The organism is Chitinophagales bacterium (assembly GCA_020636535.1).
Lineage (GTDB): Bacteria > Bacteroidota > Bacteroidia > Chitinophagales > JADIYW01 > JADJSS01.
Window position 1 is genome coordinate 362511 of record JACJXT010000013.1, and the last position, 13533, is coordinate 376043.

Sequence of the window (13533 nt, forward strand, 5' to 3'; positions counted from 1 at the left end):
TCTGTTTGCCAACAGGTAAATGTCAAGACAAAAATAACAATACTAAAATTGCATTGTTCTAATCTTTTTATGCAACATCAGTTCATTAATATTAATAGCAAAGGTTATTTTTTGTTTTAATTTCGGATTATATATTTTATAGTAATCTTTAAAGTCTTTACTCATAGCAATTGGTAGGTAAAATTCAATGCCTCTGTTTAAGAAACTAAACACTAAACCTAAATCATACTGAAATCCTTTTATAGGAAAATCATTAATATTTCCATTCGAAAGTTTATTGTTAAACGAATAACCAACATCAAAAAACAATTTAATAGGTACATAAGGTACAGGAAAATCAACTATAGTATTCAATGCAAATAAATAGTTTACGGTCTGACCAATATGTACACCATTTTGCGAACTAATCACTTTAAAATAGCCATCATTAGCACTAATTTGCTGACTAGCAAAACCTGTTTGCTCATTTCTACCAAAGTAATTGCCATCATATAAATAATCTACTTCGCCTACTTTTCCACTTAAATTATAAGCATACTGAGTATTTAATCCAAAACGAAAATCTTTATCTCGCCATAAAAAACCACCACCAAAAAAGCGTAAATGAACACCAGTTTTCCAATCTTTTAAACCATATTGTATAAATGAATTCGCTTCAAAACCAGTTTTTACATAATGCTTGCTTTGCTCTATAAAAACACCAAAACTAGAAGCATATTTTTGATGTTGCAGTTGTAAAGTATAAGCTAAAACATTAGCATAAAATTTATACAAAGTATCACTACTCGTTTGATAGCTATAAGCTTGTTCTAAAACATTATGGTTTACAAAACTCAATTGATGTTCTAAAGGAATTTTAGTTTTTTGTTCCTTGCTTTTAAATGCAATATCAATTCGTGGAGCAATGGCATAATATTTTAGTGCTTTTGGCGTTAACTTATACGAAAACGATTTAAAATGTACACCAGCGTTCAAATTACTTATAATAGAGTTTTTGGGTTGCAGTTGATAATACAAATTCGCAACACCACTTACTTTTTTAGATTTTAATCCGTAGAGCAACAAACCAGAAAAATCTACATTTTTTACAGGTTGCTTTAGATTAATTAAACCAGCACCAAGCAATACACCATCATATTTATTGCCAATTATTGCAGGAAAAGCCATTGGTAATTCTCTGTCTTTCTTGTCTACCCAATTCAAATATTTTTGTTGGATATGATGTAGCTTATCGAACTTTATAGAGTCTTCTGTTGTTATAGATTCAGCGAAACTTAAATTCGAAAAAATAAGCAACCAAAAAAACAATATGTGTATAACTATTTTACAACTTCTCATTAACATCCTTTAATTTAAAGATACAATTTAAATATTAACTTTGTAAAGATTATGCAACTATCCAATTTTGACGATAATTTTAACAACGAAATTAGCCAATTAGTACAACAATACGAACAGGCAGTTAAAACCAATCAATCTATTTTTTTTAATCAAGATAATTTTGAGTCGATAATTGCGTACTACGAAAGTAGAGCAGAGCTAGACCATGCTTATCATGCAGTACAAAAAGCACTAGAAGTACATAATTATTCTGCTATGCTTTGGTTAAAATTTGCACAACTCACTTTTCAAATCAAAGATTGCGATGAAGCACTACAATACTTAGATAAAGCAGAAGCATTAGATCCATCTGAAATTGGAATTGGTTTATTGAGATGCGAAATTTACACTTTTGAAGGCAATTACGATAAAGCACTAGAGTTACTTCAAGCATTAGAATTAAAAGCAGATAAAGATGATTTACCAGAAATCTATTTGCAATTTTGCGATGTTTACGAAGATAAAAGCGAGTACAACAAAGCATATGAATATCTAAAAAAATGCATCATTCAAGACACTACGAATGAAGAAGCTTTTTCTAGAATTAACTATGCAGCAGATTTTAATGCACTACACTACGATAGTTTAGCATTTCATCAATCACTAATAGAAAATGAACCATATAATTTTAATGCGTGGTACAATTTACATTACAGCTATAAAGCATTAGATAATTTAGATAAAGCTATAGACGCATTAGAATTTGCATTAGCAATTGATGAAGATGAAGATTTTATATACATAGAATTAGCAACTCTGTATCATAAAACAAAACAGTACGACAAAGCTTTGGCTATCTTATCGGAAATGTCTACACTTTTTGAAGACGATGAAGAAATGAATATGCTTAAAGCACACAATTACTTTGCACTAGAAAAATATAAAATGGCTCGTTATCATTATAATAGAGTTATTCGTATTGATCCAACACACAGCGAAGCATATTATCATTTAGGTTTAACTTATCAGCAAGAAAATAAATGGGACAAAGCACATCAGTCGTTCGAGAAAGCAAAAGAATTAAATAATGATCAATATGATTTTTTATTAGCTTATGCCAATTCTGCTATTGTGTTAGAAGAAGAAGATGTAGCCATGTTTACCGTTTTATGTGCGATAGATTTAATGCCTATCAAATCAGACGCTTATATTTTATTAACTAAATTACTATATGATATTGATGATTTAGATGGCGTATATTCTTACTTAGATCATGCTATTTCACTACAAAAAAACAATGTAGCAATTAGATACGCTAAAGTAGCCGCACTTTTATTGCAACATAAAGACAAAGAAGCACAAATACAGCTACAAGAATTACTAGCAGAAGATGCAACACATCATACTATTCTATTTGATATAGCACCAGACTTAGAAAACAATTTTATAGTACAAGAATGCTTGAGTAACTTATAATCAAAGCACCATACTTATCATTTAAAATCATGATTCGTCATTCCTGCGAAAGCAGGAATCTATTGTTTTCCCATCAATTCTCTCATCAGAGTTTTCTTTGAATAACTCTGATGCAATTAAATTAGAGCGTCTTTTACAAAATTTGCTTCGTCTTATATCAAGACAAAAGTTGGTGCTAATTAATTATCTTTGTCGCATGATAAATTTAGCTGCTGTTAAAAATTTATATGGACTAATAGGATTTCCTTTGTCGCATTCTTTCTCTAAAGGATACTTTGCCGAAAAGTTTATAAAAGAAGAAATAATAGATAGCTACTACGATACTTTTCCACTAGAAAACATCGCTCAATTTCCTAGCTTAATACAACAACATGCCAACTTAAAAGGACTCAATGTTACCATTCCATACAAACAACAAATCATACCATTTTTAGATACTGTAGATGAAGCAGCAACAACCATTGGTGCAGTAAACACCATCAAGTTTAGCAATGGCATCTTAAGTGGTCATAACTCTGATGCCTTTGGATTTGAACAAAGTTTGTTACCACTCATCAACCAAACAATAAACCAAGCAATTATTTTAGGCACTGGTGGTGCTAGCAAAGCAGTGGCGTATGTTTTAAACCAATTAAACATTCCATTTATTTATTTATCTAGAAATGCCAATCATCAACAAAGTATTTTTTCCTACGATGAATTTAACCAAAACAACAACTTAGCAGACTATCTTTTAGTTGTTAATACAACACCATTAGGCATGTATCCAAACGAACAATCTTGTCCTAGTCTCAATTATAATCAAGTATCAAAAAATCATATATTTTATGATTTAGTATATAATCCAACAGAAACTGTATTTTTAGCCAACGCAAAATCAAAAGGTGCTACAACAAAAAATGGGTTAGAAATGTTATATCTACAAGCCGAAAAAAGTTGGCAAATTTGGAACGCATAAATTTTTTATAATGATAGATTTTAACAATACACAAATTGCATTTCAGTATCTATCTAACTATGAGTTAATTAAAACTTATCAAATTTATCGGTTGATTAATCTCAACTGGCTAGTAAATATTGGTACGAAAACAGCATCTGCTATGATAAATAACGGACTGAAATTTCCTGTAGTTCTAGGAATGCGTCCTACGATTTACAGTATTTTTTGTGGTGGTGAAACGCTGTCTTTAACTCAAAAAAAAATAGATAAATTATATCAGTATAAAGTACATTCTATTTTAGATTATGGTGTAGAAGCAAAAGAAACGACCGAAGATTTTGACAAAACCATGAGTACAATTATAGATGCTATTCAGTTTGCCTCAAAGCATCAAGCAGTAAAACAAGTATGTTCAAAGTTTACTGGATTAATTCCTTCGGCTATCTTAAAAAAACTACACTACAATATTGATTTAAGCACTGCCGAAAAAAAATCGTATCAACAATCTATAGATAGAATAAATAATATTGCAGCAACAGCACATCAGCATCAAGTAAGTTTATTTATAGATGCAGAAGAAAGTTGGTATCAAAATCCACTAGACGATTTAGCATATCAGCTGATGTTAAAATACAACAAAGACTATCCATTAATATATAATACTGTTCAATGTTATTTAAAAAGTAGAATAACATATTTTAAAAACATAATCAATAAATCTATAGAAAATAAAATTATATATGGTGTAAAATTAGTTCGTGGTGCTTATATGGAAAAAGAAGCCCAATATGCAAAACAAAATAATACAGAAAATCCATTAAACAGTTCTAAAGCAGCCACAGATAACGACTATAATCGTGCTTTGCAAATAGCTGTAGAAAACATTAATCATGTAGCTATTTGTGTTGCAACACATAATGAAGAAAGTACAGCACTAATGGTACAATTGATGAAAGACAACAAGTTAATTAACAATCATGAACATATTTATTTTTCACAATTATTTGGCATGAGTGATAACTTGAGTTTTAATTTAGCAGCACAAGATTACAATGCAACAAAATACATGCCTTATGGTCCAGTAGTAGATGTCATTCCGTACTTAATACGAAGAGCTCAGGAGAATACAGCTGTTGGCGGACAAATGGGTAGAGAGTTGCAACTACTTAAAAAAGAAATTCGTAGAAGAAAACTTTGGGTGTTGTAGTTCAATTTATAAAGTTTTACTATATTTAACTCGTTATACATTTGGAAGCAAAATAAAGTAAAAATCGTCATTCTCAACTTGATTGGGAATCTATTTTACGATTTTTACGGCAGATTCCTGATAAATTTCTTCGTTATACTGCGAAATTTTCTGGAATGACGACCAAATGTAGAATAGATTATATAAAAAACAAAAAAATATGAAAAAGGTTATCGGAATAATAGTAGCAAGTATAGTACTAGTAAGTTGTAATGCTACAAAAAAAGCCAGTAAGACGGCATCAGAAGATGTTAAATTAAATATATACTCTTTTAAAGAAGATGTATTGCCTATATTTACAGCAAGTTGTTCTCCATGTCATACTAATCCAGAAGGAAAACATGTTTACTTGGAAGACCATATGGTAGCAATAGAAAATATCGACGACATTTTAACAAGAGTTCAACTACCAACTACCGATGAAAAATTCATGCCATTTAAAAGTAAAAAAGCTCCATTAACAGAAGAGCAAATCAAAATCATTAGAGATTGGAAACTTTCTGGTATGCAAGAGTAAGGTGTAGATTGTCTTCTGCTCTAAATAATATAGAAGTTATCACTTTCTCTTTATTATTTTTCTATCACAGAGCAAAGTGCGTTAATAGCATTTTGTATGGTTATATTTCCCAAATCTCTACTGTAAATTTAGCTTAATACTAATTAACTTGAGATAGAAATATAATCAACGAAAAATTTTAAAAATCCAATGCATGCATTGTAATTTTTTATTATCTTTAGTTCAGAAAATTAATTATGTTATCTACAGAAAAACAAAATCAATATATAAAAGTAATGACCAATCCTATTAGCTATAAACTAGGATTATCCTATACTTTACCAATGGCATCTATTGCTGGCATGAAGCTAAAAACACTTAATCAAACTACTTGCGAAGTAACCGTACCTTTTAAATTTCTAAATAAAAATCCATTTGGCTCAACTTATTGGGCTGTTTTAGGAATGGCATCAGAAGCAGCATCTGGAATTTTACTAATGATGTATGTACATAAATTAGAACCATCTGTGTCTACATTTGTAACAGGTTGCAATGCTAAGTTTATCAAACAAGCTAAAGGAATTACTACTTTTGTTTGCAATGATGGAAAAACTATTGCAGAAAGTGTATTAAAATCAATAACAACTGGTGATGCACAAACATTTCATACCACAGTAAATGGTTATGACAAAGATGGTACTTTACTTTGCGAATTTGAGTACGATTGGGGCGTGAAGCAAAGAAGAAAATAATGATATAACCTACAACAAAAAAAGGCAGTAGAATTAACTACTGCCTTTTTCTTTCATTTTACATTCAAATTTATGCTTTAGGTCGTGCTTCATTTACTACAAGCGTTCTACCTTTTAATTCTTTTCCGTTTAATTCTTCTACAGCATTTCTTGCCTCGTTAGAGTCGTCTAATTCTACAAATGAAAATCCTTTGCTTTTACCAGTAAATTTATCAGTGATAATTTTAGCTGATTGAAAGCTTGGGTAATTGGAAAATAATTCAGCTAACTGATCTTCAGTAACTCCATAATTTAAATTTCCTACATAAAGTGTCATAAAAAATAATTTTGACAAAGATACGACAATAAAGATGCCAAATACCATACTTTCCAGATTTTATATATTTAATAACATTTACTTATTTATTGTAATTTTGAACCATGGATTTCATAATTTACACTGCTTCAGACAATTTTGATGGAGAAATTGATGTACTCACTCAGCTTTTGGAATATCCTAACACTTATTTGTACATTAGAAAACCTGAGTTAGACGATTTTTCTTTAGTCGATTTTGTAGAACAAATTCCAGAAAAATATTGGCAACAATGCGTCACTACTTCTTTAATTATTACTAAAGAATTTGACTTAGCTGGTTATCATTTTACTAGAGATATTTTGAGTAAAAACACCAATTACAACCAAAAAGTAATCGATTGGTTACATCAAAACCACAAAATAAGTTCTGCTTCTGCACATGATATTGCTACGCTACAACAGTATAAAAGTCAATTTAAACACCTTATTTTATCACCATTTTTTCCTAGTATTTCAAAAGTCAATCACCAAAACAATTGGAACATGACCCAAATAAAAGATGAATTACTAACAGAAAGAACTTCAAAAATTTTTGCAGTTGGAGGCATTCAAGCAGATAATATTAATCAAATTAAATCATATAATATAAATGGAATAGGACTTTTAGGTACACTTTGGCAAGATAATAACAAAGCAATAGAACATTTTCAAAAAATATTTAGTACATTTAATGACTCATTCTAGTATGAACAAACGACCTATTACATTGAGCATTGCTGGCTACGATCCTAGTGGTGGTGCTGGTGTTTTGGCTGATATTAAAACCTTTGAACAGCACAAAGTAGCAGGAATGGCAGTTACAACAGCTATAACTTACCAAACCGAAGACAGTTTTAAAGCAGTAGATTGGCTACACTATAAACAGATTAAAGGTCAACTTAAACTGATTATTAAAAGATACGATATAAAGTATATTAAAATTGGATTAATAGAAAATTTAGATATACTTTATAAATTATTAAAATATCTACATAAAAAAATAGAGCATCCGTATATTATTTGGGATCCAATTCTAAGAGCATCTATGGGTTATGACTTTAAACATAAGATTGAAAAAAAGACATTAAAAAAGATATTAAAATACTGTACTGTAATTACACCCAACTGGAGAGAAGCTGAAATATTGACTAAAAACAAAGATGCTATTGTTGCCTGTAATAAAATGGCAGCACACTGTATTGTATTTTTAAAAGGTGGTCATAATATAGAAACGCCAGCTACAGATATGGTTTGGGAAGGAGAAAGCTTAGATATTTTGCATCCAGATGTAATTACTAATTTAGAAAAACATGGCACTGGCTGCGTTTTATCTGCTGCACTTTTATCTAATATAGCATTAGGAATTCCTTTTAAATTATCTTGCCAGTTGGCGAAAAATTATACACTCAAATATATATTAAGTAACAACACAAAATTGGGCTTTCATAAAATATGATAAGTCGTTTTCATTATTTAACGCAAGATTTAGCGAATATATCACACCAAGCATTAATACAAACTGCTTGCGAAAATAGTATTGATTGGATTCAGCTTAGAATTAAAGATAAAGACGAAGCAACTGTTTTACAAATAGCACAAGAAGCCAAGCAAATAACCAATCAGTACAATACTACACTTATTATTAACGACTTTGTAACTGTTGCAAAAACGGTTGATGCACATGGAGTTCATCTTGGCAAAAATGATATGTCTATATTAGCAGCAAGGAAAATTTTAGGCGATGATAAAATTATTGGTGCTACGGCAAACACAATAGACGATATTATTCAACTTGCAAAATTGCCTATCAACTATATTGGTTTAGGTCCTTTTAGATTTACTAGTACTAAAAAACAACTCTCTCCTATTCTTGGAATTGATGGCTATAAAAATATCATAGAAAAAATAAATAAATTAAATATAGATATTCCAATTATAGCTATTGGTGGAATTAATTTTGATGATGTTAATAGTTTATTAGCCACTGGTATTCATGGCATCGCTGTTTCATCTGCTATTAATTTAAGTAAGGATAGAGCAAATGCCATTCAATCGTTTTTATTATTCTTTGATTAAAATAGTATAGTAGTTAGAAGCCAGACTATCTTGTTTAAAACTAAATTGTTCATAGTTATTATAAAAATTATTCCAAGAAGTATCTGAGCTTAGGTGTGGATCTCGAAGTAAAGTTTCTGAAACAATAATAATATCTATACTATCATTTTCTAAATAATATTTAAATGGAATCGTTTTCTTTTTATCAAAAATAGTATTGACTTCTTTAAAGCGATGATCTAACATTCCTGTTACAAATGGCATATTGGTAAATACAGTATGTTTTTTATTAGGTAGTGATTGTAGGTAATTTATTAATTGCTGATTAGTTTTATTTGCTACTTCTTTATTTTGATTTAGATTTAAAAATTTGTAATTAATTCCATTAATCAGAATTATACTTGAAGAAAATACTAAAACAATTGCTACAACATATTTTGTGCATTTTATAGGCATTAGCGTTTCAAATAAAAATGCTAATACTACTATATATAATATACTTTGCATATAAATATAATGCATTCTTGGAAAATACAATATACAAGAAATGAATGTTGGTACTACAAAACAAATAAGTAGAATTAATATGAATAAATTTTGTTGTAGTAGTTTTAGAAAATAGTTTCTTTTGTTTTTATTCAATAATAGATAAGCAAAAGAAATATAAAACAAAATAGTTAAAATAATTTTTATCTTTTTATATTTTATTAGAACTAATGGAATGCAATAATTTGGAAATGAAACAAACAAAGACACAATTAGGATTTTTATACATAAAAATAAATGACTAAAAAACATTTTTGGATTTGTTTTTACAAGACATAGTAAAGAGTCGCAAGTACCAAAATATTGCTTAGCTAAGTCTTCCCAAATTAACCAAGCATCTGCATTTACTTTTTTCTGGTATACCATACCAAAAGCAAAGTGCTGAAAAAATGCGGCTACACTTCTTTTATAACCAAAAAAATCATTAGAAGGAAATCTAAATATAAAATGCAATACTGCTACTAATGCTACAAAAGCCAACAAAGCAACAAAGTGTTTTTGTACAAGTGTTTTTCTTTTAATTAGTAAATAAATTACTAGTATAAAAACTATCATCAAAAATGATAAATAAAATTCTGGTCGTGCATAAGAACACAACAAACAAATGATTGCGAAAAATAATAATTTATAAACTATATCTTTTAAGTAAGTAATATTGATTAATCCAAGTACTAAGATGATTAAACAAAAGTGCGAAATTCTTGGCCAAGCAATTACACTGCTTTCCATAGTTAGCAAACAAAAACTCATAAAAACTGCTAATAAAGCATTGATGTTTAGTCGTAGTAGTAAAATATACACTAATACTGGTAATAGAATTCCTAATAGTCTATAGTTTAAATAATATAATTTTATAGTATCTATAGTAATAAATGATAAGACTTTGTACCATAAACAATATAATGGTCCCCAATTTCTGTTAAAACTATTAGGTATATCTAAGCCAAATCTTAAGTAAGCTGCTTCGTCTGCAAACTGAATATCCATTTGTTGTTCTAAATTGGCGTATAGTTTTATGCCTACTAGCAATAAAAATAAAATACCAATTGCATAGTGCCAAAATGGTTTTTGTGCTGTTCTTGTGTCAGCGTATATACCTTGTTCTATATAATTAAAAAATTGCTTAATCATTTTTGTAAAATATAACTATTGCAATCTGTACTAATTGTTTTTTTATGAAAACCAAACGCACTTGGATTGGCAATAAAGTTTAACCATGTAGTATCTTGTTGTAGTAGTTTATTATTAGTGATATAATCATTCATTAAAATCATATCAATGTTTAAACTATCTACTATATTTATAAACTGCATGCCTTTTTTATAATCGTATTCAATATTAAACTCAGAATAATTTTTAGGCAACAAGTACGAAACATTTAAGTAATTAGAAAACACTACATGCTTTTGAGTTTTATCTTGCATTAGTAAACGCATGGTTTTTTGTTGACAGAAGTTTTTCATATCACTGTCTATTTGAAAATAAACATAGTCATTTGCTTTTGGAGAAAGTATTAAAATAAATAAAGCAAAAAATAAAAATATTATATTTTTAAAAGGTATTTTTTTAATAAATATACTAATTGAAATAGCCATTAATAAAATGAGGAGTGGTGTTTGCAAATATAAATAATGCATTCGAGGAAACAACATCAAAGCAATCATTACACTTGGTAATGCTAGTAATAATGCAAAAACAAAATTGAGATTATTATTGATATAATGCCAGAATTGATGTCTATAAGTTTTACTATAAAATGATACTACAAAGACAAAAATAAATAATGATATAATTAATATTTTTAATTTATTCTTATTCAATACTACATTAGGAAATAAAAAATCACCAGAAACAATAATTAATGAAAGTGCTGTTGTTTTAATATTTTGTAGTGTGTTTTTAATGACTTTATTTGGATACTTGATAAGTACTTCTGTAAATGATTTACAACCTTCAAACTCTTTTTCGGTAATTGGCATCCATTCTGTAACTGGATCAAAATTGGCTTTGGTTTTTTGCTTTAAATTGATAGCATAGTGTTGCCTAAAAGCACTAAACTTTCTGTCTTCGCCTTTCCATTTTCCGCTTGGCAAACCAAAAATCCCAAACAATAAAATGGCAATTAGTGTAAATCCTACAAGTGATTTCCAAGTAGAATGGAACGACGCTTTTTCTTTTATCCAACAATAAATGGTAATGAATGTACTTAGAAAAACAGCAATAAAATATTCTGGTCTTGCAAAAGCAATAATTAAAAATGCACTAGTTAATACGATTGATTTATTGGTATTGCTTTTAAAAAAAGCAGCAATAATTGTTGCAGTAAAAAATACAATTACTACAAAGTGCGATACTCTTGGCCAATTACTAGCATTAAGCATCGACATAAAAAAGAAGGCAGATAATAAAAATGATACAAGTATATGTATTTTATTTATTCTTAAAAAAATATAAAATAAAATAGCTGTTAAAATTCCTGTGATTTGAAAATTAAGATAATATAAGTCAATTACATCGTGCTGAAATAAACTTAAAAACTTGTACCATAAATTATACGATGGTCCCCAATTATTCCTAATGGTATGAAATAAGTCGACACCATTGCGTAAGTATTCTACTTCATCACCGTAAACAATTTCCATAGCAGTTTTAAGACCAACAGCCCATTTTATTCCTATGAGCAATAAAACCAACACAGCAACAACATCTAATATGTTTTCTTTAAGGAATTTCAATTTATTCTTTTATTAATAAATAAGTATTACAATCATTTTCAAAGTTGACTTTCTTAAATCCAAATACACTTGGATCTTTAACAAAAGTAGTAAAAGTAGTATCTTTGCTTAACAAATGGTCTTGCAATAACAAATCTCTCATTACTACAATATCTATTTTTTTATCGATTAACAAATGAGTAAAGTACATTTCTTTTTTAAACTCATACTCTGTGTTAAAGTCGCTAAAATTATTTGGCAAGAACTTACTTAAACTTAAATGATTAGAAAAAATAGTATGCTCTTTATTATCATTATGCTTAGTAAGATATTCGATTAATTTTTTGTTGCACTGATTTTTATTCTCTGTTTCCATTTGATAATACGAATACTTATTGGCTTTTGGTGATTTCCAAATAAACACGATAAAGACTAATAATACTAAAACATAAGGCACTTTTTTTACTAATGGAATTGCATTAAACAGCAATGCAATTATAAAAATTATAAATATACTATGTAGTAATAAATAATGTTGTCTTGGAAAAATGACTAATGAAGAACCAACACTTGGTAAACCAAACAGCAATAAAAAAAATAATACGAATGCATTTGCTTTTATACTTGCAATAAATTTTGTTCTACTTTTTTTGTTGATGAAGACATATGCAACAATAGCAAAAAATAGTATTATTGATAGAAAAAATATTTTTTTACTTTTAATAATAATAATTGGATATAAAAGACTACTTATAAAAACCAATAAAGACAAACAATATCTTTTTATATTGATGCCTATGTTCCAAAAAACGGCACTGCTGTAATTTTGTAGAATACATTTAAAATCGTTGCAACCTTTAAATTTTGTTTCTGCAAAAGGAATCCATTCTGAAATTGGATTGAATTGTGCTTTTGTTTCTAGTACATAATTAATAGCGTAGTGTTGCGAAAAAGCAATGTATTTTCTGTCGTAACCTTTAAAAGAATCTGGTGGAAATTGATAGACTGCAAAAAAGAAAATAAAAACAAGTAAACATAAAGTGAATAATGCAACATATGATTTGTAATTTTTTATATTTTTAATTAATACAACTACGGTTATAGCTGATAAAATATAAAACACTACAAATAATTCTGGTCGTGCATAAGAGCAAATAAAAACACAAAGTAATAGCACTAACATTTTATTCGGCAATGTTTTTATGTATTTAATAATTATCAACGACAACAACAAAATAATTACCGTAAAGTGCGATACTCTTGGCCAAGTATCTACTACAGTGCTACTAATTAAAAAACAAGCAGATAGCCAAAGTGTAATTTTAAAATCTATTTTATAAACATATAAAAACACAAATGTAAGTACACCAATCAGTATTGTAGTAAGTTGATAATTTAAATAGTAGAGTTTAATAACATCTGACTGAAAAAAAGAAAGCAATTTATACCAAATATTATATGATGGTCCCCAATCTTTGTGAATGGTATGAAATAAATCTACGCCATTACGCATATAATGTGCTTCATCACCAAAGAGTAAATCCATAGTGTTTTGCAAACCATGCGTTAGTTTAAATGCAATAATTGACAAAATAAAAATGCCTAAAAAGAAGAAAATAGTATTGCTTTTATTTGTTTGCACCTCGTAATAT

The 13533-nt window shown here is 28.5% G+C and carries 13 protein-coding genes; 8 read left to right on the plus strand and 5 right to left on the minus strand.

The genetic code is table 11. The annotated features are described in order from the left end of the window. Window positions 1–42: 42 nt before the first annotated feature. Window positions 43–1203 carry a hypothetical protein gene (locus tag H6553_13840; GenBank protein MCB9034914.1) on the minus strand — a complete coding sequence of 387 codons (1161 nt, stop codon included), beginning with the start codon at window positions 1201–1203 and terminating at the stop codon, window positions 43–45. 186 nt (window positions 1204–1389) lie between these two features. On the opposite strand from H6553_13840, the gene H6553_13845 reads away from it, so the two are divergent. The 5 genes from H6553_13845 (at window position 1390) to H6553_13865 (ending at window position 6230) form a co-directional block, all read left to right on the plus strand. Further along, entirely contained in the window at window positions 1390–2796 is a 1407-nt protein-coding gene (locus H6553_13845; GenBank protein ID MCB9034915.1) for a tetratricopeptide repeat protein, read from the plus strand. Between the two features lie 196 nt (window positions 2797–2992). Then, window positions 2993–3754 carry a shikimate dehydrogenase gene (locus H6553_13850; protein ID MCB9034916.1) on the plus strand — a complete coding sequence of 254 codons (762 nt, stop codon included), beginning with the start codon at window positions 2993–2995 and terminating at the stop codon, window positions 3752–3754. A gap of 10 nt (window positions 3755–3764) precedes the next feature. After that, window positions 3765–4943, plus strand: a complete 1179-nt coding sequence (locus H6553_13855; protein ID MCB9034917.1) for a proline dehydrogenase family protein — start codon at window positions 3765–3767, stop codon at window positions 4941–4943. A gap of 199 nt (window positions 4944–5142) precedes the next feature. Further along, complete coding sequence (locus H6553_13860; protein MCB9034918.1) at window positions 5143–5499, plus strand: hypothetical protein; 357 nt, start codon at window positions 5143–5145, stop codon at window positions 5497–5499. Between the two features lie 236 nt (window positions 5500–5735). Then, a complete protein-coding gene (locus H6553_13865; protein ID MCB9034919.1) occupies window positions 5736–6230 on the plus strand; it encodes a DUF4442 domain-containing protein in 495 nt (164 codons plus the stop codon). Between the two features lie 70 nt (window positions 6231–6300). Here H6553_13865 and H6553_13870 read toward each other — a convergent pair whose 3' ends face one another. Continuing rightward, window positions 6301–6546: an RNA-binding protein gene (locus tag H6553_13870; protein ID MCB9034920.1), complete on the minus strand. Its 246-nt coding sequence runs from the start codon at window positions 6544–6546 to the stop codon at window positions 6301–6303. Window positions 6547–6650: 104 nt separating this feature from the next. Here H6553_13870 and H6553_13875 point away from each other — a divergent pair, with 104 nt between their 5' ends. Genes H6553_13875 through H6553_13885 form a run of 3 tightly spaced genes read left to right on the plus strand, consistent with a single transcriptional unit; the run spans window position 6651 to window position 8642 of the window. Next, window positions 6651–7271, plus strand: coding sequence for a thiamine phosphate synthase (locus tag H6553_13875; protein ID MCB9034921.1), 621 nt, complete (start codon window positions 6651–6653; stop codon window positions 7269–7271). Between the two features lies 1 nt (window position 7272). Further along, on the plus strand, window positions 7273–8022 hold the full coding sequence (locus H6553_13880) for a hydroxymethylpyrimidine/phosphomethylpyrimidine kinase (GenBank protein ID MCB9034922.1): 750 nt from the start codon (window positions 7273–7275) through the stop codon (window positions 8020–8022). Continuing rightward, the gene (locus tag H6553_13885) at window positions 8019–8642 is read left to right on the plus strand and encodes a thiamine phosphate synthase (GenBank protein ID MCB9034923.1); all 624 of its coding nucleotides are present in this window, start codon (window positions 8019–8021) and stop codon (window positions 8640–8642) included. The genes H6553_13880 and H6553_13885 overlap by 4 nt, the downstream gene beginning before the upstream one ends. Here the strand turns inward: H6553_13885 and H6553_13890 are convergent. The 3 genes from H6553_13890 to H6553_13900 are packed head-to-tail and all read right to left on the minus strand — an operon-like array spanning window position 8628 to window position 13523. Next, the gene (locus tag H6553_13890) at window positions 8628–10298 is read right to left on the minus strand and encodes a hypothetical protein (protein ID MCB9034924.1); all 1671 of its coding nucleotides are present in this window, start codon (window positions 10296–10298) and stop codon (window positions 8628–8630) included. The two genes, H6553_13885 and H6553_13890, sit on opposite strands and share 15 nt — an antisense overlap. Then, a complete protein-coding gene (locus H6553_13895; GenBank protein ID MCB9034925.1) occupies window positions 10295–11902 on the minus strand; it encodes a hypothetical protein in 1608 nt (535 codons plus the stop codon). The genes H6553_13890 and H6553_13895 overlap by 4 nt, the downstream gene beginning before the upstream one ends. Before the next feature lies 1 nt (window position 11903). Next, complete coding sequence (locus tag H6553_13900; GenBank protein ID MCB9034926.1) at window positions 11904–13523, minus strand: hypothetical protein; 1620 nt, start codon at window positions 13521–13523, stop codon at window positions 11904–11906. Between the last annotated feature and the right edge of the window lie 10 nt (window positions 13524–13533).

What these genes read in the sequence shown, in the direction of transcription:
- H6553_13845 (MCB9034915.1), top strand. Translation starts at nt 1,390, where the DNA reads ATGCAACTATCCAATTTTGACGATAATTTTAACAACGAAATTAGCCAA.
- H6553_13850 (MCB9034916.1), top strand. Translation starts at nt 2,993, where the DNA reads ATGATAAATTTAGCTGCTGTTAAAAATTTATATGGACTAATAGGATTT.
- H6553_13855 (MCB9034917.1), top strand. Translation starts at nt 3,765, where the DNA reads ATGATAGATTTTAACAATACACAAATTGCATTTCAGTATCTATCTAAC.
- H6553_13860 (MCB9034918.1), top strand. Translation starts at nt 5,143, where the DNA reads ATGAAAAAGGTTATCGGAATAATAGTAGCAAGTATAGTACTAGTAAGT.
- H6553_13865 (MCB9034919.1), top strand. Translation starts at nt 5,736, where the DNA reads ATGTTATCTACAGAAAAACAAAATCAATATATAAAAGTAATGACCAAT.
- H6553_13870 (MCB9034920.1), bottom strand. Translation starts at nt 6,546, where the DNA reads ATGACACTTTATGTAGGAAATTTAAATTATGGAGTTACTGAAGATCAG.
- H6553_13875 (MCB9034921.1), top strand. Translation starts at nt 6,651, where the DNA reads ATGGATTTCATAATTTACACTGCTTCAGACAATTTTGATGGAGAAATT.
- H6553_13880 (MCB9034922.1), top strand. Translation starts at nt 7,273, where the DNA reads ATGAACAAACGACCTATTACATTGAGCATTGCTGGCTACGATCCTAGT.
- H6553_13885 (MCB9034923.1), top strand. Translation starts at nt 8,019, where the DNA reads ATGATAAGTCGTTTTCATTATTTAACGCAAGATTTAGCGAATATATCA.
- H6553_13890 (MCB9034924.1), bottom strand. Translation starts at nt 10,298, where the DNA reads ATGATTAAGCAATTTTTTAATTATATAGAACAAGGTATATACGCTGAC.